Below are 23,012 nucleotides of genomic sequence, written 5' to 3'. Positions count from 1 at the left end.
CCGCCCACAGATTCCGCGGATTCCAAGGTGTCAGAGTTTTCATATTCCCTCTAACCCCCGCGCACTACACTGCATCCATCTCCCGACCCAACGGACGACCTCATGCCGGCAAAACCCACCGCCACGATCCTCGACACCCCGGAAGGCCAGCGCCTGGCCGGCAGCGAGGCCCCGGACTGGCGCGAGTGGGGGCCGTACTTGAGCGAACGCCAGTGGGGCACGGTGCGTGAGGATTACAGCCGTGACGGTGACGCCTGGCGTTATTTTCCCCACGAACATGCGCGCAGCCGCGCCTATCGCTGGGGCGAGGACGGCCTGGCCGGATTCAGCGACAAGGCCCAGCACTGGTGCCTGGGCCTGGGCTTGTGGAACGAGCGCGACCCGATCATCAAGGAACGCCTGTTCGGCCTGAACAACAGCGAAGGCAATCACGGTGAAGACGTCAAGGAACTGTATTTCTTCGTCGACGGCGTGCCGAGCCATGCCTACATGCGCATGCTCTACAAATACCCCCATGCCGAATTTCCTTACGCTGACTTGGTGGCTGAAAACGCCCGCCGGGGCCTGACCGATACCGAATATGAAATCCTCGACACCGGGGTGTTCGACGACAACCGCTATTTCGACGTGACGGTGGAGTACGCCAAGCACACTGCCGACGACATCTTCATGCGCGTCACCGTGCATAACCGCGCCGAGCAGCCGGCGCGCCTGCGCGTGTTGCCGCACCTGTGGGCGCGCAACACCTGGAGCTGGGTGGCCGATGGGCAGAAACCCAACCTGAGCCTCAGTGGTGATCGGGTCCTGGCGCAACATCCGCACATGCCGGACCGCCAAGCTACCGCGTGGGGCGAGGCCGATTGCGAGTGGCTGTTCTGCGAAAACCAGAGCAACTTCCCCGCGCTCGATGGCGTGTCGGCGCAAGGCCCGTTCAAGGACGGCATCAATGATTTCATTGTCGATGGCACCACCGATGCAGTGCGCCGTGACAGCGGCACCAAGGTCGCGGCGCATTTCACCCTGAACTTCGACGCCGGCCAGACTCGCAGCGTGTTCCTGCGCTTTGCCCCGGCCGGTTCCCCGCAGATCAACGCCCGGACCCTGTTCGAACGGCGCCGCGCCGAGGCCGATGGTTTCTACGCCGCGCTGCAAGCCGAGATCAAGGACGCCGATGCGCGCAATGTGCAGCGCCAGGCACTGGCCGGTTTGCTCTGGTCGAAACAGCTCTACTATTTCGACGTCAACCAGTGGCTCGACGGCGACCCGACCCAACCGGCGCCGCCCCCCGAGCGCACGCACATTCGCAACACCCATTGGCGACACCTGTCGAATGTCGACATCGTCTCGATGCCCGATACCTGGGAATACCCGTGGTACGCCTCGTGGGACCTGGGCTTCCAAGCAGTGGCCTTTGCATTGATCGATCCGGGGTTCGCCAAGCATCAATTGTTGCTGCTGGTCAAAGATCGCTTCATGCACCCCAACGGTCAGTTGCCGGCCTACGAGTGGCGTTTCGACGACGCCAACCCGCCGGTGCATGCCTGGGCCTGCTGGCGCGTGTATCAGCAGGACAAGGCGTTGACCGGCACCGGAGACATGGATTTTCTCGAGCGGATCTTCCACAAACTGCTGCTGAATTTTTCCTGGTGGGTCAACCGCAAGGACGCCGAGGGCCGCAACCTGTTCCAGGGCGGATTCCTGGGACTGGACAACATCGCACTGTTTGACCGCTCGGCGATTCTGCCCCCCGGTTACCAACTGGATCAGGCCGACGGCACGGCGTGGGTCGCGGCCTATGCGCTGGACCAGATGCGCATCGCCCTGGAGCTGGCCAAGCGCAACAGTGTGTACGTCGATATCGCGGTGAAGTTCTTCGAGCACTTTCTGTACATCGCCGGGGCAATCAACAAGATCGACTCCGAGGCCGAAGGCTTGTGGGATGAGCAGGATCAGTTTTTCTACGACGTGCTGCACCGCCCGGATGGGGTGAACGAGCCGCTGCGCTTGCGCTCGATTGTCGGCCTGATGCCGCTGTTCGCCGTGCAGGTCCTGGAGCAACACGAACATGAAGGTTTGCCCGGTTTGCGCGAACGCTTGCTCGGGTTCATGCGCCATCGCCCGGACCTGGCCAGCCTGGTGTCGCGCTGGACCGAACCCGGCGAAGGCAATCGCATGTTGCTCGCGCTGTTGCGGGGCGAACGGACCAAGGACTTGCTCAAGCGCATGCTCGATGAAAGTGAGTTTTTATCGGCGTTCGGTATCCGTTCCCTGTCCAAGGCGTTCGCCGAACAACCCTTCGGCATTCGGATCGATGGCGACAGTTTGTGCGCACACTATGAGCCGGCGGAATCCGAATCGCGGCTGTACGGCGGCAACTCCAACTGGCGCGGGCCGGTGTGGATGCCGATCAACTACATGCTGATTGAGTCGTTGCGCGAGTTTCACCGGTACTACGACCAGAATTTTTCGGTGGAATACCCGACGGGGTCGGGGTTTCTGGCGTCATTGGAGGAGGTGGCGGACAGCTTGAGCCAGCGGCTGACCAAGCTGTTTCTGCGGGATGAAGAGGGTAATCGGCCGTCGATGGCCGGTTATGCGCAGTTGCAGGCTGACCCGGCCAGCCGCGACCTGGTGTTGTTCCATGAATATTTTCATGGCGAGACCGGGCGCGGGTTGGGGGCCAGCCACCAGACGGGATGGACGGCATTGGTGGCGCTTCTTTTACAGCCTGGAAGATGATCGTTCCCACGCTCCGCGTGGGAATGCAGCCCGGGACGCTCTGCGTCCCCTTGGAACGCGGAGCGTCCCTTGAGGCATTCCCACGCAGAGCGTGGGAACGATCATTAACGATCAGTCGGTTAACTCGACCTGCCGCGCCCAATCCGCGACCAACCGCTGCGGCGTGCCACACGCCTTGCGCTTGAACACGAAGTGGCTGCACTTCTCGGCGAACTGTTTGCGGTTCTGCACCATGTCCAGGTGCATCTCTTCCAGCTCGGCATTTCGGCAATGCTGCATCAGTTGGGTGTCGTTGCGCCCCTTGCGCTCACGGATGGCGGCGTACGCCGGATCGTTCAGCGCGCCATTGGCCCGTTGCAGCAACCACAAGCCAAACTCGTTGGGGCAACGCGGGCCGATTTCCTGGACCATGCCCAATTGCAGGGCCTGGGCTGCGCTTACCGGCAGGCATTGTTCGGTCAGTTGTTCCGCCATGGCCTGGCCGACCGCGCGGGGCAGGCTGTAGGTCCAGTATTCGGAGCCGTACAGGCCCATGGTTTTGTAGTGCGGATTGAGCACGATCTCGGCACGGGCGAACACGATGTCGGCGGCCAGTGCCAGCATCACGCCGCCAGCCCCGGCACTGCCGGTCACGCCGCTGATCACCAGTTGCCGGGCCGTCAGCAGTTCCTCGCAGACGTCGTCAATCGCCTGAATATTCGCCCAGGCTTCCAGCCCCGGCACCTCGGCGGCCTGGATCACGTTCAAGTGCACGCCATTGGAAAAACTGCCGCGCCCGCCCTTGATCAGCAACACCTGGGTGTCCCGGGCCTTGGCCCAGCGCAGCGCCTCGACCAGCCGTTGGCACTGCTCGGTGCTCATGGCGCCGTTGTAGAACTCGAACGTCAATTCGCCGACCTGCCCGGACTCGCGATAGCTGACCGGTTGATAGGCCTCAAGGTTGAAAGGGTTCGACGCAATCGACCAGTCCAGAGTCGGCACTTCACTCAACTGCCGACCGAGCACATGCCGGGCCGGACGCTTGAAGGTTTCTTCGCCGGGCAGCGGTTTGCGCCGCAAGGAGCCGATCCACAGGCTGTGATCACCGGTCGCCACCAGCACCGCATCGTCATGCACCGCCAGAATCTGCCCCGGCGTGCCCGTGCGTGAATCCAGATGCGCGTCATACAGGTAGTACTGACCGCCGGCCAGACTGGCCAGCACACCGGGCTGACCATCGGCCGCGTCGATGCTGCGTTTGATGAACTGCGAGCAGTCGTGCCAGCTGAACGTGCGATCGACCTGTTTCATGTTCGGCTGCAAGCGGCCCAGCACCTGATGCTGGCGGTAATCCACCGGCACCGGGACAAACCCGACGATGAATTTTTCTACGACTTCGCGGATGCAACGGATCGCCGCGTCACTGACCCGCCCGTTGTACAGCTCGGATTTACGCAGGCCCTGGGGCAGGTTGAATTCACTCGTGGCCCAGACCGGCCCGGCATCCATTTCTTCCACCGCTTGCAACGCGGTGACACCCCAGCGATCCCGCTCATGGGTGATGGCCCAGTCCAGCGCGCTGGCGCCACGGTCGCCGACGATGCCGGGATGGATGATTACCAGTGGACGCTTGGGATTGCTCCACAGTTGTTGCGGCACCCGGTCCTTGAGGAACGGGCAGATCACCAGGTCGGCGCCGGACTGTTCGATCTGTTCGCACACCGCGTTTTCGTCGGTAAACAGGACGACGCTGGGACTATGCCCGGCCTGGCGCAATTCCAGCCAGGCCCGTTGGGTCAGGCCATTGAAGGCTGATGACAGCAGGATGATCTTCAGTGAACGCATGATTGCCTCTTCCTTGAGAATGTTCAGCCACAGCGCTCGCAATGAGCCGTCCTTGGCTTTCGATGGAAGGGCGATAGTAGAGAGTGCCCGGGCACACCCACCTGACCGGGATCAATCTTTTTTCTTCATTCACGCAAAGCCCTTGTAGGAGCAAGCTTCTACAGGTTTTGCACGCATCTGTAGGAGCAAGGCTTGCCCGCGAAGGCGATTTCAACGACGCCATCGCGAGCAAGCTTTGCTCCTACAGGGTTCGTGTTTAGAAGGCGAAACAGGAACAGCCAAACGCCCCCCAGAACCCCTGGAAGTCACTGACCGGCGCCGACGACAACCGCGCCCGCTGGTGACTGTGGGCATGCACCGCACACGCGCCGACACATTGATGAACCTGCGCGGCCAACGGCTTCCAGTGGCCCGGCACTTTGGTGACCGGCGACCACTCGGGCACCACCGGGATCGGCGGTGGCGAGAGTTTTTCAAACTCGACACTGCCGTAGACAATCTTGCCGTCGACAATGGTCAGCACCGATTCGATCCACTTGATCCCTTCGTCCTCGATGTGGAAGTAGTCCGCCGACAGCGCAATCAAATCCGCCAATTGCCCGGCCTTGATCTGGCCTTTCTGCCCTTGCTCGGACGAGAACCAGGCGCTGCCATGGGTGAACAGCTCCAGCGCCGTGTCGCGGCTCAGGCCTTGGGGGTACAACTCCAGACCGCCGACGGTGCGGCCGCTGACCAGCCAATACATTGAGGTCCACGGGTTGTAGCTCGACACCCGCGTCGCATCGGTGCCGGCGCCGACGGGAATGCCTTCGGCCAACATCCGCGCAATCGGCGGCGTGTGTTCGGCGGCTTTGGCGCCATAGCGGTCAACGAAGTATTCGCCCTGGAACGCCATGCGATCCTGAATCGCAATGCCACCGCCCAGGGCTTTGACCCGCTCGATGTTCTGCGGGGTGATGGTTTCGGCGTGATCAAAGAACCATGGCAAACCATCGAACGGAATGTCGCGATTGACCTTCTCGAACACGTCGAGCATGCGGCTGATGGATTCGTTGTAGGTGGCGTGCAAACGGAACGGCCAGCGCTGCTCGACGAGGTGACGCACCACCGGTTCCAGCTCTTGCTCCATGGTTTGCGGCAGGTCCGGGCGCGGCTCCAGGAAGTCCTCGAAATCCGCCGCCGAGAACACCAGCATTTCCCCGGCGCCGTTGTGTCGCAGGAAGTCGTCGCCCTGGCCGTAATGGGAGGTGCTGGTCCAGTTCTTGAAGTCGGTCAGTTCTTCCTTGGGTTTCTGGGTGAACAGGTTGTAGGCGATGCGCACCGTGAGTTGCTTGTCGTCCGCCAGTTGCTGGATGACCTGATAGTCGTCCGGGTAATTCTGATAGCCGCCACCGGCATCGATAGCGCTGGTCACGCCCAGGCGATTGAGTTCGCGCATGAACTGCCGGGTCGAGTTGACCTGATGTTCCAGCGGCAGTTTCGGCCCCTTGGCCAGGGTCGAGTAGAGAATCATCGCGTTGGGCCGGGCGATCAGCATGCCGGTGGGGTCGCCATTGGCGTCGCGGACGATTTCGCCGCCGGGCGGGTTCGGCGTGTCGCGGGTGTAGCCGACCACTTTCAGCGCGGCGCGATTGAGCAGGGCGCGGTCGTAGAGGTGCAGGACGAACACCGGGGTGTCCGGCGCGGCTTTGTTCAGTTCTTCAATGGTGGGCAGGCGTTTCTCGGCGAACTGGAATTCGTTCCAGCCACCGACCACGCGCACCCATTGTGGCGTCGGCGTGCGGTCGGCCTGGTCCTTGAGCAGGCGCAATGCGTCGACCAGCGACGGCACGCCTTCCCAGCGCAGTTCCAGGTTGTAGTTCAGGCCGCCGCGAATCAGGTGCAGGTGCGAGTCGTTGAGGCCGGGAATCACCGTGCGCCCGTGCAGGTCGATGATCTGCGTGCCGGGGCCTTGCAGGGCCATGGCCTGGGCATCGCTGCCGACCACCACGAAGCGTCCGTCCTTGATCGCCACGGCACTGGCCTGGGGTTTCTTGCGGTCGACGGTGTGCAAGCGACCGTTGTACAGAATCAGATCGGCCGGGGCGTCGGGCATGGTTTTACTCCCTGCGAAAAGTGGGCTGACCCAGGCACCGACGGCGCCTGCTGTAAGGCCTTGCAGTACATGGCGGCGGTTGAATCCGTTGTGCTCGTCAGGTGGGCTCATGGCAGTGTTCTGCGCTCAGTTCTTCATCAAAAAGCCGGGATTGAACAGCCGATGTCTGACGCATGCGGCCAGAAGGAATATAGACCGCAAATCCATGGGCAGCCTGTTTTAACTCCGGGGCCAATCGGTTAGATTCCCCGCCCGCCTAAACAAGGATGTAGACGATGATTAAACTCGGTAACCCGAAAGGTATCTTGATGGCGGCGCTGATCGCGGTCGGGCTGGTCGGGACTTATCTGTATGCCGGCCAGGGCAGCACCATCCCCATTCCCGACACGGTGATGATGACGTCTCGCGATGCAGGCCCTATTGGGCCGAGGTTCGATGCGACGAAATGGTTTCGAAGCGGCATGTACGTACCGCAGGAGCTCGACGGCAAGATCAATCCGTACATCATGACCCGCAGCGAGCCGTTTGTTTTCAAAGCCAAGGACAACGTATTCCTGGTACAGGAAGCCCTTGAGGCGCTGCAAGACGTTCAGCCCGAAGTGAATACCCAACTCGTCTGGGATACATGGCCGGTGCTGACCCGGCGCGTGCGTTACGAATCCAGCTTTTTCCTGGCCCCGGATAAGCCGGCAGATCTTTATAACCTGTATCTGCAAGTGAGCTATCGCCGGTTTGTCATTCCCCTCAGGCTCGAAGGCGATGAGGGTGAGCTCAAGTTTGACGGTGAAGTGACCGAGGTCAACAGCGTCGACGCGTTGGAAGAAGAACACACCAAAGTCTTCGAAGAAATGGACGACGCCGGTACGCGTTGAACCCTGAAACGACGAATCCCGCCATATAAGCGGGATTCGTGTGCAGCCAGAGAGGCTCCCCGGTGCGGGGAGCCGTCATCTTACGACGGGAACAGTTCGGACAGTTTCATCGCCAGCATCATGTCGCCTTCAGCGCGCAGTTTGCCGCCCATGAACGCCTGCATGCCGTCGGTCGAGCCGTCGACGATGCCTTCCAGGGTCTCGGCGTCCATCACCAGCGTGACCTGGGCGTCCGGGTTTTCGCCTTCTTTCAGTTCGCAGGTGCTGTCCTTGACGATCAGAGAGAAGTGCTTGGATTCGTCGATGCGGAAACCGAAGACCAGGTCCAGACCGGCAGCGGCGGCTGGGTTGAACTTGGCTTTCATTGCTTGTACGGCATCAGCTACGGAGGTCATGGTTTGATCCTTTTGTTGAGAATTACAGCTGGGTAATACAGCCAGGGTCACAGTAATCCGGACTCAGCGAAACGTGATGAGTTCCGGGGCCTTCAGCAGTTGCAGATGCGCATGACTGTTGAAGGAAGCCAGGGCCACCTCGCGACCACGAAACTTCAGTTGGTTGAGCGAGGTGTTGACGATTTGCCAGTTGAGTTCAAACGCCTGGCGAGCAGGCATTTGGGTAATGAGGTGGAGCAGGGCGGTAATGGTGCCACCGGAGGTGAACACGGCGATTTTCTGCGTGTTATCCGCCAGTTCAAGGATGCGGTTCAGCCCGGCCTGGACCCGTTCGACAAACCCCAGCCAGCTTTCCAGCCCCGGCGTGTCGTAGGTGCCGGCCAGCCAGCGCTCGATGATCAGGGCGAAGATGCGCTGGAACTCGGCACGGTTTTGCGCGGCATTGCGCAGCACGTCCAGCGCTTGCGGTTCGTCTTTGAGCATGGCCGGGAGCAGGGCGCGGATCACCGCGTCGGCGTCGAATTCGTTGAAGGCGGAATCGGTTTCCAGGGTTGGCACCGGCAGGCCCACGACGGCGAATTGCTCCAGCGCGGTGGTGGCGGTGTGTTGCTGGCGACGCAAATCCCCGGCGAGGCAGCGATCGAAGCTGATACCCAGCTCAGCGAGGTGCTGGCCGAGGATTTCTGCCTGGCGCACACCGGTCGGCGAGAGGACGTCATAGTCGTCTGCACCAAAGGAGGCCTGGCCATGTCGAATCAAGTAGATGCTGCCCACGTCCGCGTCATCCCGGTACGTTGAAGGTTCGGCGAGGTTATGAGGATGGCCGCGGGCTGTCAATGAAAAAACATACGCTTGTTTGAAATGCCCGTTACAGGCCTGTTGCCAAAGGTTTCATGGCTGGCCCCAAAGCCGGGGCATGGGTATGCTGGCGGCATTCCGCGCGCGTTTTTGAGCGGCGCATTGTATTGAAGGAGTCCTGTGTGGAGTTTTTTGCCGAGTACGCCAGTTTCCTGGCCAAGACCGTGACCCTGGTGATCGCCATTCTGGTGGTCCTGGCCAGTTTCGCGGCATTGCGCAGCAAAGGTCGGCGCAAGTCGGCCGGTCAGTTGCAGGTCAGCAAACTCAATGATTTCTACAAAGGCCTGCGTGAACGCCTGGAGCAAAGCCTGCTCGACAAGGATCAGCTCAAGGCCTTGCGCAAATCCCAGAGCAAAACCGAGAAAAAACAGAAGAAGAAACCCGAAGCCAAGGGCCGGGTCTTCGTGCTGGATTTTGACGGCGACATCAAGGCCTCGGCCACTGAGAGCCTGCGCCATGAGATCACCGCGCTGCTGACCCTGGCCACGCCGAAAGACGAAGTGGTGCTGCGCCTGGAAAGCGGCGGCGGCATGGTCCACAGCTATGGCCTGGCCTCGTCGCAACTGGCGCGGATCCGCCAGGCCGGCGTGCCGCTGACCGTGTGCATCGACAAGGTCGCTGCCAGTGGTGGCTACATGATGGCGTGCATTGGCGAGAAAATTATCAGCGCGCCGTTCGCCATCCTCGGCTCCATCGGCGTGGTCGCGCAGTTGCCCAACGTCAATCGCCTGCTGAAGAAGCACGACATCGACTTTGAAGTGCTGACCGCCGGCGAATACAAGCGCACCCTCACCGTGTTTGGCGAAAACACCGAGAAGGGCCGGGAGAAGTTCCAGGAAGACCTGGATATCACCCACGAGCTGTTCAAGAACTTTGTCGCCCGCTATCGCCCGCAGCTGGCCATTGATGAAGTGGCCACCGGTGAAATCTGGCTCGGTATCGCTGCGCTGGACAAGCAACTGGTGGACGAACTCAAGACCAGCGACGAATACCTGTCCGAGCGCGCCAAGAGTGCCGATCTGTATCACCTGCACTACGCCGAACGCAAAAGCCTGCAAGAGCGTATCGGCATGGCGGCCAGCGGTTCGGTGGACCGCGTGTTGTTGAGTTGGTGGAGTCGTTTGACCCAACAGCGCTTCTGGTAACGCCTTGTCGAAAACCCGGTCATCTTGTGTGATCGGGTTTTTTATTGCCGTTTTTTCAGTCACTGCATAATCAAAAAAGTGCAGGGCGGTATATAGATATTGTTTGCGTTCATATTGTTGATTCGTTGGTGTTAGTTCTGATCGGATATTGAAGCTATTAATTGAAAGTGACGTCTTTAGACTGAATGCTCTTATCGTCAAAAGAGTAATAAGTTCATGTCTTCGGATTTAACATCATCGTCGTCCACCACAACGACTCACGCTCCAATAGAAATGACACCTGAACAACAAGGTGTCTTTTACGAACTGTTCAAAGGCAGTCCCATTCCTGTCTGGCTGGCTCAGGCCAGCAGCGAGGCGCGCACGGGGCTGCATGCCAGCATCGTTGCCAGCCAGCGTTCCCGGGCCAACGCCGTCAAGGCGATGGCCGTCCTGAAGAATCCGCAACAGTTCTGCACGCCGTTACTGGCCAAGGCCATGGCCGATAAAATCGGTGAGGCCGTGGATATCAGGGGCGTGGTGTTTCAGCATATTCGTTCAACTACCAGTTTCTTCGGGCTGCGCAAGAAACTGATTTTGCCCATCGATCGGGACTTGTTGACGGCTGCGTGCGAGAACTTCGAGGTCAGTGAAACCCTGGACGATAATTACAATGTGAAGTCACTGATCTATCAGCCGGAACGTATTAACGGTACCGCCAATAAAGTACTGGGGATCGAGCCCCATGAGTTCGCTCAACTGTGTCGTAACCTGGACCTGGGCAAGCAATACCAGGCGCACCTCAACCGTGTATTTGAACCCACGGTTGCAACCGGCCCTGTGCGTACCGCGTGCATGGCGCATTCCCGGCGCTGCTTCGATGTGGACCGGCACATTGCCCTGATGAAAAAACACATCAGTGCCAAGATGTTCAAGGTGCTCGGCGAGGTGGTGACTAACCAACCGTCGATCAAGCTTGACGACTATTCCATTGCCTATAAGGGCCTGGAATTGCTCGGCTACAAGCTTCAGGGCGTGATGTTGATCGTTGCGGTGGGGGATGGCACGTATATCGACAATCCATGCGTGCTGTTTATGCCCGGTGATACCGAGCAACCGCTCAAGGAGTACCCGAATGTCCGGGCGCTGGAGGTCGAACTCGGCGAGCGCCTCAAAAAACAGACGTTCGAACCCTTCCTGCTGCGGTTCGTCGCGCTGGGCGACCGGGCCGGCCTGCAAGCGGCACTGTCGAGTCGAACGCTGCGACCCGCCAGCCAATGGATGCGACCTTACCAGCGCGAGTCCGTGCCGGTCACCACCCTTGCCGGCTCCGCAGACCTGTTTGCCGACCTCTACCGCCAGCGCGCCGAGCATGTGATGGCCGATGCGCGATTGCTGGTGGTGCCCACCGACGATGAAGACGAGAAAACCCGCCTCGCGCGGCTGGACACCTACAAGACCATTGGCCTGGATATCGTGATGTTTGGCGCCTTGTTTATCCCGGTGTTGGGCGAGGTATTGATGGCGGTTTCCGCGCTTGAGTTGCTGAACGGCGTGTACCACGGCCTGGAAAGCTGGGCGGCGGGGGAGCAGGAGCAGGCCAGCGACTACTTCTTCGACACCGTGGAAAACCTGGTGGTGATGGCGGCGTTTTCCACTGGCGCCGGGGCGACCCGGATGACGTTCAAGAAGGTCCGCAGTGCCGAGTTTGTCGAAAACCTGTGGCAGGTGAAAACCCCCAAAGGCCAGATGCGCCTGTGGAAACCGGACCTGGCCCCGTATCGGCTCAACATGCAGCTGCCAGCCTGGCTCAAGCCCGATGAACGAGGCCTGCGCTGGTTCGAAGACAAGGCTTACCTGGCATTGGGCGAGGACCTTTATGCCGTCCGTCCCGAGGCGGATTCGGGGCTGTGGAAAATCGAAGGGACGGGGGTGAGCGAACGCTACTCCCCTCGACTGGAGACCAATGACGCAGGGGCCTGGCGACATGATTCCGAGCTGCCCGCGCAGTGGGATCGGTTAACCCTGTTCCGCCGCCTGGGGTATTCGGAGCAGGACATTCCCGACGCCAGGGCGTTGCAAATCCTGTCGGTCTGCGCCATCGAAAACCGGGTGTTGAGCCGGGTGCTGATTGATCGCACACCACCTCCGGCCTTGTTGATCGACACCGTTCGACGCTTTGCGGCGGACCAGGTGGTGATCCAGTTCATCGAGCAATTGAACGACGCGTCATTGGGCGCCAAGGCAGACCCGCAACTGCAATTGCAGCTACTGACCCGCCTCAGGAACTGGCCGGCGCAGACCGAGATCCATGTTCTCGACGACCTGGGACAGACGGTCAATCGTTATGCATCCGCCGATGCCGACGGCGTGCTCAAGCCGCTCAAACTGAGCCTGGACAAAGTGCGCGCGGGGCAATTCTATCCAGAGCTGTTGTCGGGCCTGAGCGCTGCCGAGCGGGAGCGCCTGCTGGGTTCGGCCTCGACCGTGGCCAGTGACCAAGTCGCGGCACTGCTTGGCAAACTGGCCGAGCAGGCGGATCTGCGGCGTGCGTCGCTGTTTGACTGGGTCTACCAACGGGGCGTGCCGGCGCCGGATGCGCGGGTCATGCCCTTGCGCAAGCGCTATCCCGATCTGCCACTCAGCGTGCTGGATGAACTGGTGCGCTATGCCGATACCAGTGAATTGAATCAACTTGACGCCGACAAGGTCCCGCTGCGCCTGGCGGAAGAGGCCCGGCGTTTCCGGGACGTGGTGCGTGTCAACCGCGCGTATGAGGGGTTGTATCTGGATGCCGTGGGGGGCATCGACACTGATCGGCTGGTGTTTGACGCGCTCAAGCACCTGCCAGGCTGGGATGCGGATATTTACCTGCAAGTGCTGGAGTGGTCGTTCTACACCGAAGACATGGCCACCCTCGGCGTGGACACCGCCGTGCAACAGATACGGATGAATGCCCACGCTGACCGTTATGAGGTCCGGGACGGGGAGTCGAATTTGCTCGGCTACCTGCCGGGGCGAACCCGCGAGCATTATTTCCAGGCGCTCTGGGAGGGGATGTCGATGACGCGCCGCACGGCGTTGGGCGTGCAGACGGCGGACCGTGGCGTGGCGCTGCGGCACAAGATCACCGAACAAGCGCTGGCACGTCGAGGGGGCGCGGCGCATGTCCTGGGCATTGAGGCCATGCGTTTGGGCTACCGCTCGCCGATGCGCCTGGCCGATACCTTGCAGAGCACCGCGTCGAGCAGCATGCCGTCGCAACCCTCGGCACCGATGAGTCGACCCGCCGCGCTGGTCCGTCGTGCGCAGGAGCTGTATCCCACCCATTCCCTCGAGCAGATTGATCTGTTCCTCGCCGGCCTGGACCCGATCAACGTGCTGGCCTTGAGAAAACTCGAAGGCCTGAGGCTGGAGTTCGCCTCCATCCGACAGGTCCTGCAGAACTGGATCAGTCGCGACACCTGGTACCAGGGCGCCGACGGTCCAAGGTTGAAAGTCACGACCCTGGCCAAGACCCGGGCGGCGGAAGAAATCATTCGCTGCTGGCGTCGGGAAACCCCCAGCATGCTGACCCTGGACGGCCGGCTCTATGAATTGTCGTTGCCACCCCTGCAAATCGGCGAGCTGCCGCTGATCACCGGTGATTTCAGCCATGTGGGCACGCTGGTGATGGATCGCGTGGGCGCCAGCGCCGGGTTGAACAGCTTCCTGCATAACTTCAAATCCGTGCGACGCCTGTCCATGGTCGGTAACGGCCTGACCCGGCTGCAGCAGGCCATTGGCGGCATGGCGCACCTGGAAATCCTGAACCTGAGTGAAAACCGCATCCAGCTGACCGAAGCCTCGGTCACCGAACTGGCCAGCCTGACGCGCCTCAAGCATTTGAACCTGTGCGCCAACCCTACGTTGACCCGCGCGCCCGATGTCTCGCGCATGCAACTGCTGGAACGCCTGGAGCTGCGCGGCACCGGCATCAGTCAATGGCCCAAGGGCGCCAGCGGCCTGCCGAAACTGCGGGGCTTGGACCTGCGCGATAACCGCATCAGCGTGATCCCGGAGGACGTCTACTCTGCACCGGGCACCTTGAATATGGGCACCGATATCGCCGGCAATCCGTTGACGCCCGATACGGTGAAGCGGCTGACCGAATTTCAACAGATCACTGACATCAGCCTGGGACTCATCGCCCAGGGGCATCTGGAGCAACTGCAACACATCCTCATGGACGTCTCCATGAGTTCGACCTGGCTGACCGGGGCGACGGAAGTCGACAGGGTGCTCAAGCAAGCGTTGTGGAGTGCGGTTTACGCTTACCCGGACTCCCAGCCGTTTTTCCTGTTGCTGGCCCGATTGCGCTACACCGCTGATTTCCGCATGGTCTACGGCTCATTGAGCCAGCGGGTGTGGGAGGTGGTGGAGGCGGCCGCGGAAGACAGCGCGCTGCGCCGGACGCTGTTCCGCCTGGCCAATATCGGGCGGGTCAGTGCCGATGGTTATTCCCTGTTGTTCAGCAACCTGCACACTCGTGTGCTGTGTTACCGCGCGTTAGAGGTCGCCAGGCTCTACGGGCCCACCCAGGAGATTGAGATGACGCAACTGGTCCGCGGTTTGTTCCGCTTGCAGGAGGTCGAGCGCCTGGCCCTGAGCAATATCATTGCGCGCAACCGTACCGAGCCGGTGACCTTCGAACAAGCCATGGAGGTCAGCCTGGCCTTCCGGGTGGGGCTGGCCGAGCGCTTGAGTCTGCCGGGGCAGCCGCAAGGGGTGAACTTCAGCCTGGGGGTGGAGGTGATTCCGCAAACCCTCGACTGGGTGTACGCCGAAGTGGTGAAACTGGAGCACACCCCACAGTTGCTGGGCTGGATGGCGGAGCAGGATTTCTGGGTCGAGTACCTGGAAATGGCTCATCGGGCCGAGTTCGACGACACGGTTATTCGCGCTTCGCTGGCGTTCCAGCATTTGGACAGTCGATTGCACTACACCCGTGTCGAGTTCAACCAAAGCATGGACGCCATCGTCAGTAACTTCAGTAATGAGCGTACCGCGCTGATCCGTCGCCTGACCGCCGAGGCTCTGGTGCACAGCCCGGGATTGTCCCTGGTGGCGGCCGTGCCGGAGCTGGCCGGCACCCCTGAGATTTGATCGAGCAAGGAATGCTGATGAATACGATCGAACAACCCATCAATAGCGCCGGCCAGCCCTTATGGGCTGGCCTGGCGCCGGACCAGGTCCTGCCGCTGACGGCGGCGCAATACGCGGCCAACCTGATCAAGCAACGCTGGGGTGACGAAGCCCTGGACGCGGTGCTGGTGGACCTCAACTACGATTTTTCAGGCTATCCGGCGCAAGGTTCTGTGCATCAGGGCCGGGTGCGCCTGTCGCAAAGCCTGGTCCAGGCCTTGTTGAACAATTACCAGACAGTGGGGGCCGGGCGTTTCGGTGAAACCGCGTTCGGCCTGTACACGCCGCCAACCGTGGGGCCGCAGGTGCGCATTGTCGAGATCGACGCGTCGATCAACCCCGGCGGCAGCTATGACGATTACGAAGGGATCTACCGCATCACCGAACCGCAGGTCTATGGGCCCGACACCCAACTGGCGCTGCAACCGGCGGCGTTCAAACAGTGGGTCTGGACCCTGGCATTCAAGGACCAATATGCCGCGTACGTGGCCAATGCCTGGCCAGATGACCGGACCCTGTTGGCGGCCGCACCTTATCCATTGCGGACCTCGGTGAAACTGGCGTTCATCATGGCGGCGTGGCTGCAATATCAGGAACGCAGCCTGAGCCGCGAGGGTCTCGGCCTGGCGTTACGCGTTGCCGGACTCGATCCCGGACAGACCTGGGGCCAACTGACGCTCGCGCAGGTGCAAGCGCAAACGCCGATGCCGTCATCGGTGGAGGCCGGGCGCCTGTCGATCTACCGGTACAGCGCCAGCGATATAGGTTGTTTCCGCGACAAGAACAGTGGCCGACGGCTGCTCTACATTCCGGGGAATGCCTCGCCATTCCATGAATTCGCCGATCACCGGACGCTGTGCCAATGGGTGATCGAGATCGGCCGCGATGCCAAGCGCAAAACGGCGTTCGTGGCCCATTTTGCCGAGGACGATCAACAGGACGGCACCTTCCATGCCGGCGTGCGCACAGCGCTGGCCGGCATGGTCACCTGGCCCCGGCAATATCGCTTGAAGAAAGGCCACGGCTTTTTCAACAACGATGGATTTTGGCCACCCGAGGACTATATCGGCGTTGATGTGCGACCCACCACCGAGGACCCGTTTGCCCAGTGGGTGAAGGTCATGAAGGCCGCTGCCCAGGCCAGCGTCGACACCATCCGCGACGACGCCCAGGTCAATCGCGACAACCTGAGCGCGGTGGTCGAGCCTGTGGTGCAGTGGATCGAACGCTTCGCCCCCCTGGCTTTGTTTGTTCCGGGAGGCGAGGGTTTGCTGGCGCTGGCGGGCCTGATCGATGCCGGTTATGGCCTCGACGAGGCGGTGCACGGCAAGACCACGGACGAGCGCTGGGCGGGTGTCGGGCGCACGGTGTTCGGGTTGCTCAACGCTTTACCGGTGATCAAGGCCGGCGCGGTGCTCAAGGACGAGGAGCGGCTGCTGACAGTTGAGCACGTCGCCAACCCGGTCGAAGCCCACGTCAGCGCTGTGCCGGCCCGTCTGCGGGCGTTTATTCCCGAAGCCTCGGCCTTCAGCAATGAGGTGCTGCAACAGATTGGTCGGGTCTGCGGGCTGGATCCGGATGCGCTGGGGCTGTTGCAGGCGGGGCAGCCACCTTCGCCGATCCTGGTGGATACCCTGAATCGTTTTCGCATCGATCAGGACCTGCAACAGGCCCTCGAACGCTTGCCCGGCGGGTCGGTCGAGGCCGAGCAAGCTCGGAACGCCCGTGTCGGGCAGTTCAGTGAGCGTTATGCATCGCTGCAACAGTCCGCAGATGAATGGGTGCGCCTGTTCCAGTCGCAATACCCCGGTTTGCCCAAGTGTGCGATCGAGCAGATGCTTGAGCGCGCCGGCATCGATATCCGCGCACCGCACACCCTGGCCGAGGCCAAGCGGGTGCTGGGCGAATTGAGTGGCAAGGCCCGGCAGTACGAATTTCATGTCCGCGTGGCCCGCGCCTATGAAGGCCTGTACCTGGCGTCGGTGGAAAACCCCGACAGCGATGTGCTGGCCCTGCATTCCCTGGAACGGTTGGCGGGTTGGTCGATCGGGATTCGGCTTGAGGTCTGTGAAGAGTCCGCAGTGGGGCGAGCGCTGGACAGCATCGGCCCGCAGGGCGCGCCATATTCCCGTCAATTGATCAGGCAGGGCACGCGCTACCAGGGCCTGGCGGCGGGACAGTCGGTGGATTTTCACCAGGCATTGCTCAATGCCTTGTCCCAGGAACAGCGTGCTGCGTTGGGGCTGCGCGCCGATCAGGCATTGCAGGATCTGCGCACGCGCATCCGTGCTGAGTTGCGCCCGCGCGCCGAGCTGGAGCTGGGTTTGCAGCGCATGGACTCGGGCCTGACCTTCGACAGTCATGGCCTGCGCGGCGGCGGATTTCCGTCCACGGCCCAGGGCGAAGCCTTTTCCAGAACCATCACCAAGCTGCAAATCCGCGAAATCTACCCCAGCCTGAGCGACGAAGAACTGGGCACGCTGTTGGACCAATGGGGCGAGCACGCCCAGACGCAACTGGCCCGGCTCAATCAGCAATTGCGGCAATTGCGGGTCGACCTGGCGGCGTGGATCGGCCAGGTCGACGTTGATGTGGAAAACATGGACGTCGATCTGCTGGATCCCGAAGAGCCTGAGGCCGAAGGCATGGACGAAGAGCAGATCGACGCGGAAAACGATGCGCGGATCGCCGATGCCATCCAGTTCGAGCGCCGCAGCCGCCTGGAGTTGGCCACCGAGCTGGAGGGGTTGTGGCGGGGGCAGGGCGAGGCGGCCAGTCGGGTCTACCACAACGGTGAGTTTGTCGGGTTTCGCCTGGAAATGGACTTCGAGCATTTCCACAGCCTGCCCGCCTTGAACGTCACGCTGCCGGAGGTGGTGGAGCTGAGCATGACCAGCTTCTCGTTGACCGAATCGGCGAGCCTGTCGCCGTTTCTGCGCGCCTTTCCACGCTTGCGCGTGTTGGACCTGGGCGGCACCGACCTGCACCAGCCCGGCCCGGGGATGCAGTGGGTGGGCCATTGGCCCGAGGCCATCGGGGAATTGACCGAGCTGACGCACCTGGACCTCAGTCAAACCGGCCTGGTGTTGACCGAGGCAACCGCCGGGGCGCTGAGCGGGTTGTCGCGCCTGGTGGCCCTCGACATGCGCGTCAATCCATTGGGCAGGCCGCCGGTGGTGGTGCACTTGACCGCGCTGCGTCGTCTGAACTTGCGGGCCACGGGGATCCGCGTGTGCCCGGTGGGCGTCCTGGACCGCCCCTATCTGGAGCTTCTGGACTTGCGCGAGAACCAGATTGCGCGAATACCGCCCGCCGTGCGCCAGCAGTCGGTGGCGGGGAGCAGGCTCTTGCTGGCAGGCAACCCGATCACCGATGAAGACAGCCTGCGCTGGATCGTTCAGCACCGGCAACAGACCGGGATCAACGTGTGGATGGCCGCGCCAAACGCCGATTTCGCCCAGCCTGACGCGTGGCTGACGGGGTTTTCAGCCCAACAGCAGGCGAGGGCGATCCAGCATTGGCAACACCTGGCGACCCTGCCCGGCAGTGAACGGTTGTTTGGCACGCTGGACATGATCCGACGCAGCGCAGACTTCCGGGTGAATTACCCGTCGCTGCAACAGCGCATCTGGCATCTGCTCGATGCCCTCGATACGTCACCGCCGCTGCGTCAGCATGTCCTGCAAGATGTGCAGTGGACCGCCACCGATGGCGACAATCCTTTCGCCAGTTTCGAGCATCTGGAAGCTCGGGTTGCTGCCTTCAACACGCCGTTGCCCGAACGTTAACGCAGGCGAAAAAAAACCTTGAGCCACGGTCATGGCTCAAGGTTTTCTGTGACGGCGACTTAGCGGCGCCGGAACAACGGCAACGGTTCGTCAGTCGCGGCCTGGTACGTCACCGAGAAGTCCTTGAGGCCTTCAAGGGCTTCGTACGGGTCTTTATCGGCGCGAATGGCAAACGCGTCGAAACCGCAGCGGTGCAGGTAGAACAACTGGTCGCGCAGCACATCGCCAATCGCCCGCAGTTCGCCTTTGAAACCATAACGGTCACGCAGCAGACGGGCGTTGGAGTAGTTACGACCATCGGTGAAGGCCGGGAAGTTCAGGGCAATGACCTGGAAGTTGTCCACGTCGTCACCGATTTCCTCGGCTTCTTCATCGGCGTCCAGCCACACACCCAGGCCGCCATCGCGGGCCTTGAGCATGCGCCCGTGTTCGCGCCACAGCGCCAGCGGCACGATCAGGTCGTCGCAGTTGCTGATCTCGTCGATGTTGAAATCCTTGGGCAGCAAGTGCCAGGTTTCGTCGACGACTTCGTTGTTCTTAATGATTCGCTGCATAGACGCGCTCCTTGAAGAGGTCGATGCCAATGCGCTGATAGGTGTCGATGAAGCGCTCATCTTCGTGACGTTGTTCGATGTACACGTTGATCAGCTTCTCGATCACATCAGGCATGGCTTCCTGGGCGAAGGACGGGCCGAGGATCTTGCCCAGGCTCGCATCGCGGCTGGCGCTGCCACCGAGGGACACCTGGTAGAACTCTTCGCCTTTCTTGTCCACCCCGAGGATGCCGATGTGGCCGACGTGGTGGTGACCACAGGCGTTCATGCAACCGGAGATGTTCAGGTCCAGTTCGCCGATGTCGAACAGGTAGTCCAGGTTGTCGAAACGACGCTGGATCGATTCGGCAATCGGGATCGACTTGGCGTTGGCCAGGGAGCAGAAATCACCGCCAGGGCAGCAGATGATGTCGGTCAGCAAGCCGATGTTCGGCGTGGCGAAACCTTGCTCGCGCAACTCGCCCCACATCGCGAACAGTTGCGACTGTTCAACGTCGGCCAGAATGATGTTCTGCTCGTGGGAGGTGCGCAGTTGACCGAAGCTGTAACGCTCAGCCAGATCGGCCACAGCGTCGAGCTGCTTGTCGGTGATGTCGCCCGGCGCAACGCCGGTTGGCTTCAGGGACAGGGTCACGGCCACGTAGCCCGGCTTCTTGTGGGCCAGGGTGTTGCGGGTGCGCCAGCGGGCGAAACCCGGGTGTTCCTTGTCGAGCGCGGCCAGTTCGGCGGTCTGGTTCTCCAGCACCTTGTAGTCCGGATCGACGAAGTGCTTGGCCACGCGATGCACTTCGGCTTCGGTCAGCGTGGTCTGGCCACCGCGAAGGTGCTCCATTTCCGCGTCGACTTTTTGTGCGAAGACTTCAGGGGTCAGCGCTTTGACGAGGATCTTGATCCGCGCCTTGTACTTGTTATCGCGACGGCCGTAGCGGTTGTAGACCCGCAGGATGGCGTCGAGGTAGCTCAACAGGTCTTGCCATGGCAGGAACTCATTGATGAACGCGCCGACCACCGGGGTACGACCGAGGCCGCCACCGACCAGCACGCGGAAACCCAGTTCGCCCGCAGCGTTGTGCACCGGCTCCAGGCCAATGTCATGCACTTCGATGGCCGCACGGTCCGAGGTCGAACCGTTGATGGCGATCTTGAACTTGCGCGGCAGGTAGGCGAATTCCGGGTGGAACGTCGTCCACTGACGGACGATTTCGCACCACGGACGCGGGTCGATCAACTCGTCGGCGGCGACACCGGCGAACTGGTCGGTGGTGACGTTGCGCAGGCAGTTGCCGCTGGTCTGGATCGCGTGCATCTGCACGGTGGCCAGCTCAGCGAGGATGTCCGGGATGTCTTCCAGCGCCGGCCAGTTGAACTGCACGTTCTGCCGGGTACTGATGTGGGCGTAGCCCTTGTCGAAGTCGCGGGCAATCTTGGCCATCATTCGCGTCTGGCGCGAAGTCAGTTGGCCGTAAGGCACCGCCACCCGCAACATCGGGGCGAAACGCTGGATATAAAGGCCATTTTGCAGGCGCAGGGGGCGGAATTCTTCTTCGCTCAGCTCGCCTGCCAGATAGCGTCGGGTCTGATCACGGAACTGCTTGACGCGGTCCTCGATGATCCGCTGATCGTACTCGTCGTATACGTACATATAAGTCCTGTTCTCAGGCTTGGGCCGGTCGGTTCCAGTTGCGTTTTTCGCTTGCTGAAGTTTCCGATACTGCCTCGGCAATTCTGCGCGCACGGCCGCGCACTCCCTACGGAGCCGGGGCAAGATACCAGTTTGCAGTTATGCGCAAAAGTGATGTTTGAGTATATGTAAAGAACCAAAACGACTAACGAGAACCGTTATTACTAAACCCGTATTTGTGGTGTGGGCAATCGTCGTCTTTACTGTGGTCGAGTCTTTATGCAATCACCGATAAAACCGACAAGAGGCGATGCAATGAGCAACCCGACCAAAGCAAGGAAAACCGACAGTACCGTCGATGCGTGGGCGATTTTGTTCCTGATCATTCTGGTTGTAGGAACAGCAGTGTTCTGGGTCAGTCACCAATAGCGGCACCGTCCGGGCCCGGTTGCGACGGATTGTCAGACAAAACCGGAATAATCCCCCGTTTTGCGGGCGTTCGCTGGCTATAATGCGCGGCGAATTTCCGGGGCTCGGACCATTAATGTTGAAGTTTCTGTTTGCTGTATTGCTGACGCTTGGCTCGGTCCTCGGATCCAGTGCCCAGGCGGCCTCGGTGCTGTTTCTCAATCCTGGCAGCACCACGGAAGCGTTCTGGATCAGCTATTCGCAATTCATGCAGGCGGCGGCCAAGGATCTGGGCATGGACTTGCAGATTCTCTATTCCCAACGCATGCCCGAACTGACGATTGCCCAGGCCCGCACCGCGTTGCAAGGGCCTGATCGGCCGGACTACCTGGTCTTCGCCAACGAACAATACGTCGCCCCGCAAATCCTGCGCCTGGCCCAAGGCAGCGGGGTGAAGCTGTTCATGGTCAATGCGCCCCTGACCGACAATCAACTGAGCCTGCTGGGCAATCGCCCGGACCGCGTGGGCAGCCTGGTGCCCAACGACGAGGAGGGCGGCTACCTGATGCTTCAGGCGCTGATTCGCCAGCATCCGCCCGTGCAACCGGGGCAATCCATCGAGCTGCTGGCGTTTTCCGGGCTGAAGATCACCCCGTCGGCGCAACTGCGGGAAAAAGGCATGCTGCGCGCCCTGGCCGAGCACCCGGAAGTACGCTTGCGCCAACTGGTCTACAGCGGCTGGACCCGTGAACGCGCGTATGAGCAGGCACGACTGCTGTTCCGGCGCTACCCGAACGTGACGCTGGTGTGGTCGGCCAATGATGAGATGGCGTTCGGCGCCATGCAGGCCTTTGCGGAGACGGGCGGCACGCCGGGCCAGGATGGATGGTTCAGCGCCTTCAATACCTCACCGCAGGCATTGAAAGCCATTGTTGATGGACGCTTGAGCGTGTTGCTCGGCGGGCATTTCACCCTGGGCGGTTGGGCGATGGTGGAGTTGCACGATATCGATCAGGGCGTGGAGCTGGACCAGTACGGTGGCCGTGACCGGCAGATTCCGTTGTTGCAACTGATCGACAAGGCCCAGGCCAAGCGTTTGCTGGCCATGGGCGATGCGCCGGATTTCGGGGTGAGCTTCCGGCAGTTATCGGCCAAGGGGCGGCCGACCTCCTATCGCTATCCGTTCAGTCTGCAAACGTTGATGCGCTGACGCGGCGTTAAACCCCCGCCAGCAGCAAAACCAGTTTCACGATGCCAAACAGCGACAGCGCAAACACCGCCGTGAACAAAATCCCCAGAATCACGAAATGACTCGGCTTGCCGTGGCTGAAGTCCCGGGCACGGTTCTTCCCGCTCTGCACCCCGAACGCGGCGGCCACGACGCTGTGCAGCATCTGCCATAAGGTCGGCGGCTTGTTGTCGACTGGATCGTCCATAAATCCCTCGTCATGTTGGTGTGTCAGGCAAGCATAGACGTTTGACGCGAATCCCGTAGGAGCGAGGCTTGCCCGCGAAGGCGGTGCGTCAGTCAACATCTTCTCTGACTGACA

General features: G+C 61.2%; 13 protein-coding genes. 6 read left to right on the top strand and 7 right to left on the bottom strand.

Annotated elements, in window-relative coordinates; genetic code table 11:
* The first annotated feature begins 102 nt into the window (after positions 1-102).
* A complete protein-coding gene (locus tag FQ192_RS08390; RefSeq protein ID WP_149658180.1) occupies positions 103-2,739 on the top strand; it encodes a glucosidase in 2,637 nt (878 codons plus the stop codon).
* 111 nt (positions 2,740-2,850) lie between these two features.
* On the opposite strand, the gene FQ192_RS08385 is transcribed toward FQ192_RS08390, so the two are convergent.
* Both FQ192_RS08385 and FQ192_RS08380 read right to left on the bottom strand, forming a co-directional pair.
* Positions 2,851-4,563 carry a hydrogenase maturation protein gene (locus tag FQ192_RS08385; protein WP_149658179.1) on the bottom strand — a complete coding sequence of 571 codons (1,713 nt, stop codon included), beginning with the start codon at positions 4,561-4,563 and terminating at the stop codon, positions 2,851-2,853.
* A gap of 256 nt (positions 4,564-4,819) precedes the next feature.
* Complete coding sequence (locus FQ192_RS08380) at positions 4,820-6,658, bottom strand: amidohydrolase (RefSeq protein WP_178129057.1); 1,839 nt, start codon at positions 6,656-6,658, stop codon at positions 4,820-4,822.
* A gap of 275 nt (positions 6,659-6,933) precedes the next feature.
* Between FQ192_RS08380 and FQ192_RS08375 the strand changes: the two genes are divergently transcribed.
* The gene (locus tag FQ192_RS08375; protein ID WP_149658177.1) at positions 6,934-7,530 is read left to right on the top strand and encodes a hypothetical protein; all 597 of its coding nucleotides are present in this window, start codon (positions 6,934-6,936) and stop codon (positions 7,528-7,530) included.
* A gap of 80 nt (positions 7,531-7,610) precedes the next feature.
* On the opposite strand, the gene FQ192_RS08370 is transcribed toward FQ192_RS08375, so the two are convergent.
* Together FQ192_RS08370 and FQ192_RS08365 are read right to left on the bottom strand one after the other, a co-directional pair.
* Positions 7,611-7,925 (bottom strand): SCP2 sterol-binding domain-containing protein, encoded by a 315-nt coding sequence (locus FQ192_RS08370; protein WP_149658176.1) that lies wholly within the window; start codon positions 7,923-7,925, stop codon positions 7,611-7,613.
* 63 nt (positions 7,926-7,988) lie between these two features.
* Positions 7,989-8,699: a histidine phosphatase family protein gene (locus FQ192_RS08365; RefSeq protein WP_149658175.1), complete on the bottom strand. Its 711-nt coding sequence runs from the start codon at positions 8,697-8,699 to the stop codon at positions 7,989-7,991.
* Between the two features lie 206 nt (positions 8,700-8,905).
* On the opposite strand from FQ192_RS08365, the gene sohB reads away from it, so the two are divergent.
* From sohB to FQ192_RS08350, 3 genes are all read left to right on the top strand, one after another.
* The gene (sohB, locus tag FQ192_RS08360) at positions 8,906-9,928 is read left to right on the top strand and encodes a protease SohB (protein WP_149658174.1); all 1,023 of its coding nucleotides are present in this window, start codon (positions 8,906-8,908) and stop codon (positions 9,926-9,928) included.
* A gap of 273 nt (positions 9,929-10,201) precedes the next feature.
* Positions 10,202-15,052, top strand: coding sequence for a dermonecrotic toxin domain-containing protein (locus FQ192_RS08355; RefSeq protein ID WP_178129056.1), 4,851 nt, complete (start codon positions 10,202-10,204; stop codon positions 15,050-15,052).
* Between the two features lie 17 nt (positions 15,053-15,069).
* Positions 15,070-18,879 (top strand): dermonecrotic toxin domain-containing protein, encoded by a 3,810-nt coding sequence (locus tag FQ192_RS08350; protein WP_178129054.1) that lies wholly within the window; start codon positions 15,070-15,072, stop codon positions 18,877-18,879.
* Between the two features lie 59 nt (positions 18,880-18,938).
* On the opposite strand, the gene FQ192_RS08345 is transcribed toward FQ192_RS08350, so the two are convergent.
* Both FQ192_RS08345 and FQ192_RS08340 read right to left on the bottom strand, forming a co-directional pair.
* Positions 18,939-19,433: a DUF934 domain-containing protein gene (locus tag FQ192_RS08345; protein ID WP_149658171.1), complete on the bottom strand. Its 495-nt coding sequence runs from the start codon at positions 19,431-19,433 to the stop codon at positions 18,939-18,941.
* Positions 19,417-21,075 carry a nitrite/sulfite reductase gene (locus tag FQ192_RS08340; protein ID WP_149658170.1) on the bottom strand — a complete coding sequence of 553 codons (1,659 nt, stop codon included), beginning with the start codon at positions 21,073-21,075 and terminating at the stop codon, positions 19,417-19,419. Before FQ192_RS08340 ends, FQ192_RS08345 begins: the two co-directional genes overlap by 17 nt.
* 523 nt (positions 21,076-21,598) lie before the next feature.
* Here FQ192_RS08340 and FQ192_RS08335 point away from each other — a divergent pair.
* Positions 21,599-22,672, top strand: coding sequence for an ABC transporter substrate-binding protein (locus FQ192_RS08335; RefSeq protein ID WP_149658169.1), 1,074 nt, complete (start codon positions 21,599-21,601; stop codon positions 22,670-22,672).
* 7 nt (positions 22,673-22,679) lie between these two features.
* Here FQ192_RS08335 and FQ192_RS08330 read toward each other — a convergent pair whose 3' ends face one another.
* Complete coding sequence (locus FQ192_RS08330; protein ID WP_149658168.1) at positions 22,680-22,898, bottom strand: DUF2970 domain-containing protein; 219 nt, start codon at positions 22,896-22,898, stop codon at positions 22,680-22,682.
* Positions 22,899-23,012: the final 114 nt, after the last annotated feature.

It is taken from the genome of Pseudomonas sp. ANT_J12, assembly GCF_008370045.1.
Classification (GTDB): Bacteria; Pseudomonadota; Gammaproteobacteria; order Pseudomonadales; family Pseudomonadaceae; genus Aquipseudomonas.
This window is presented reverse-complemented; position numbering and strand designations above follow the sequence as displayed.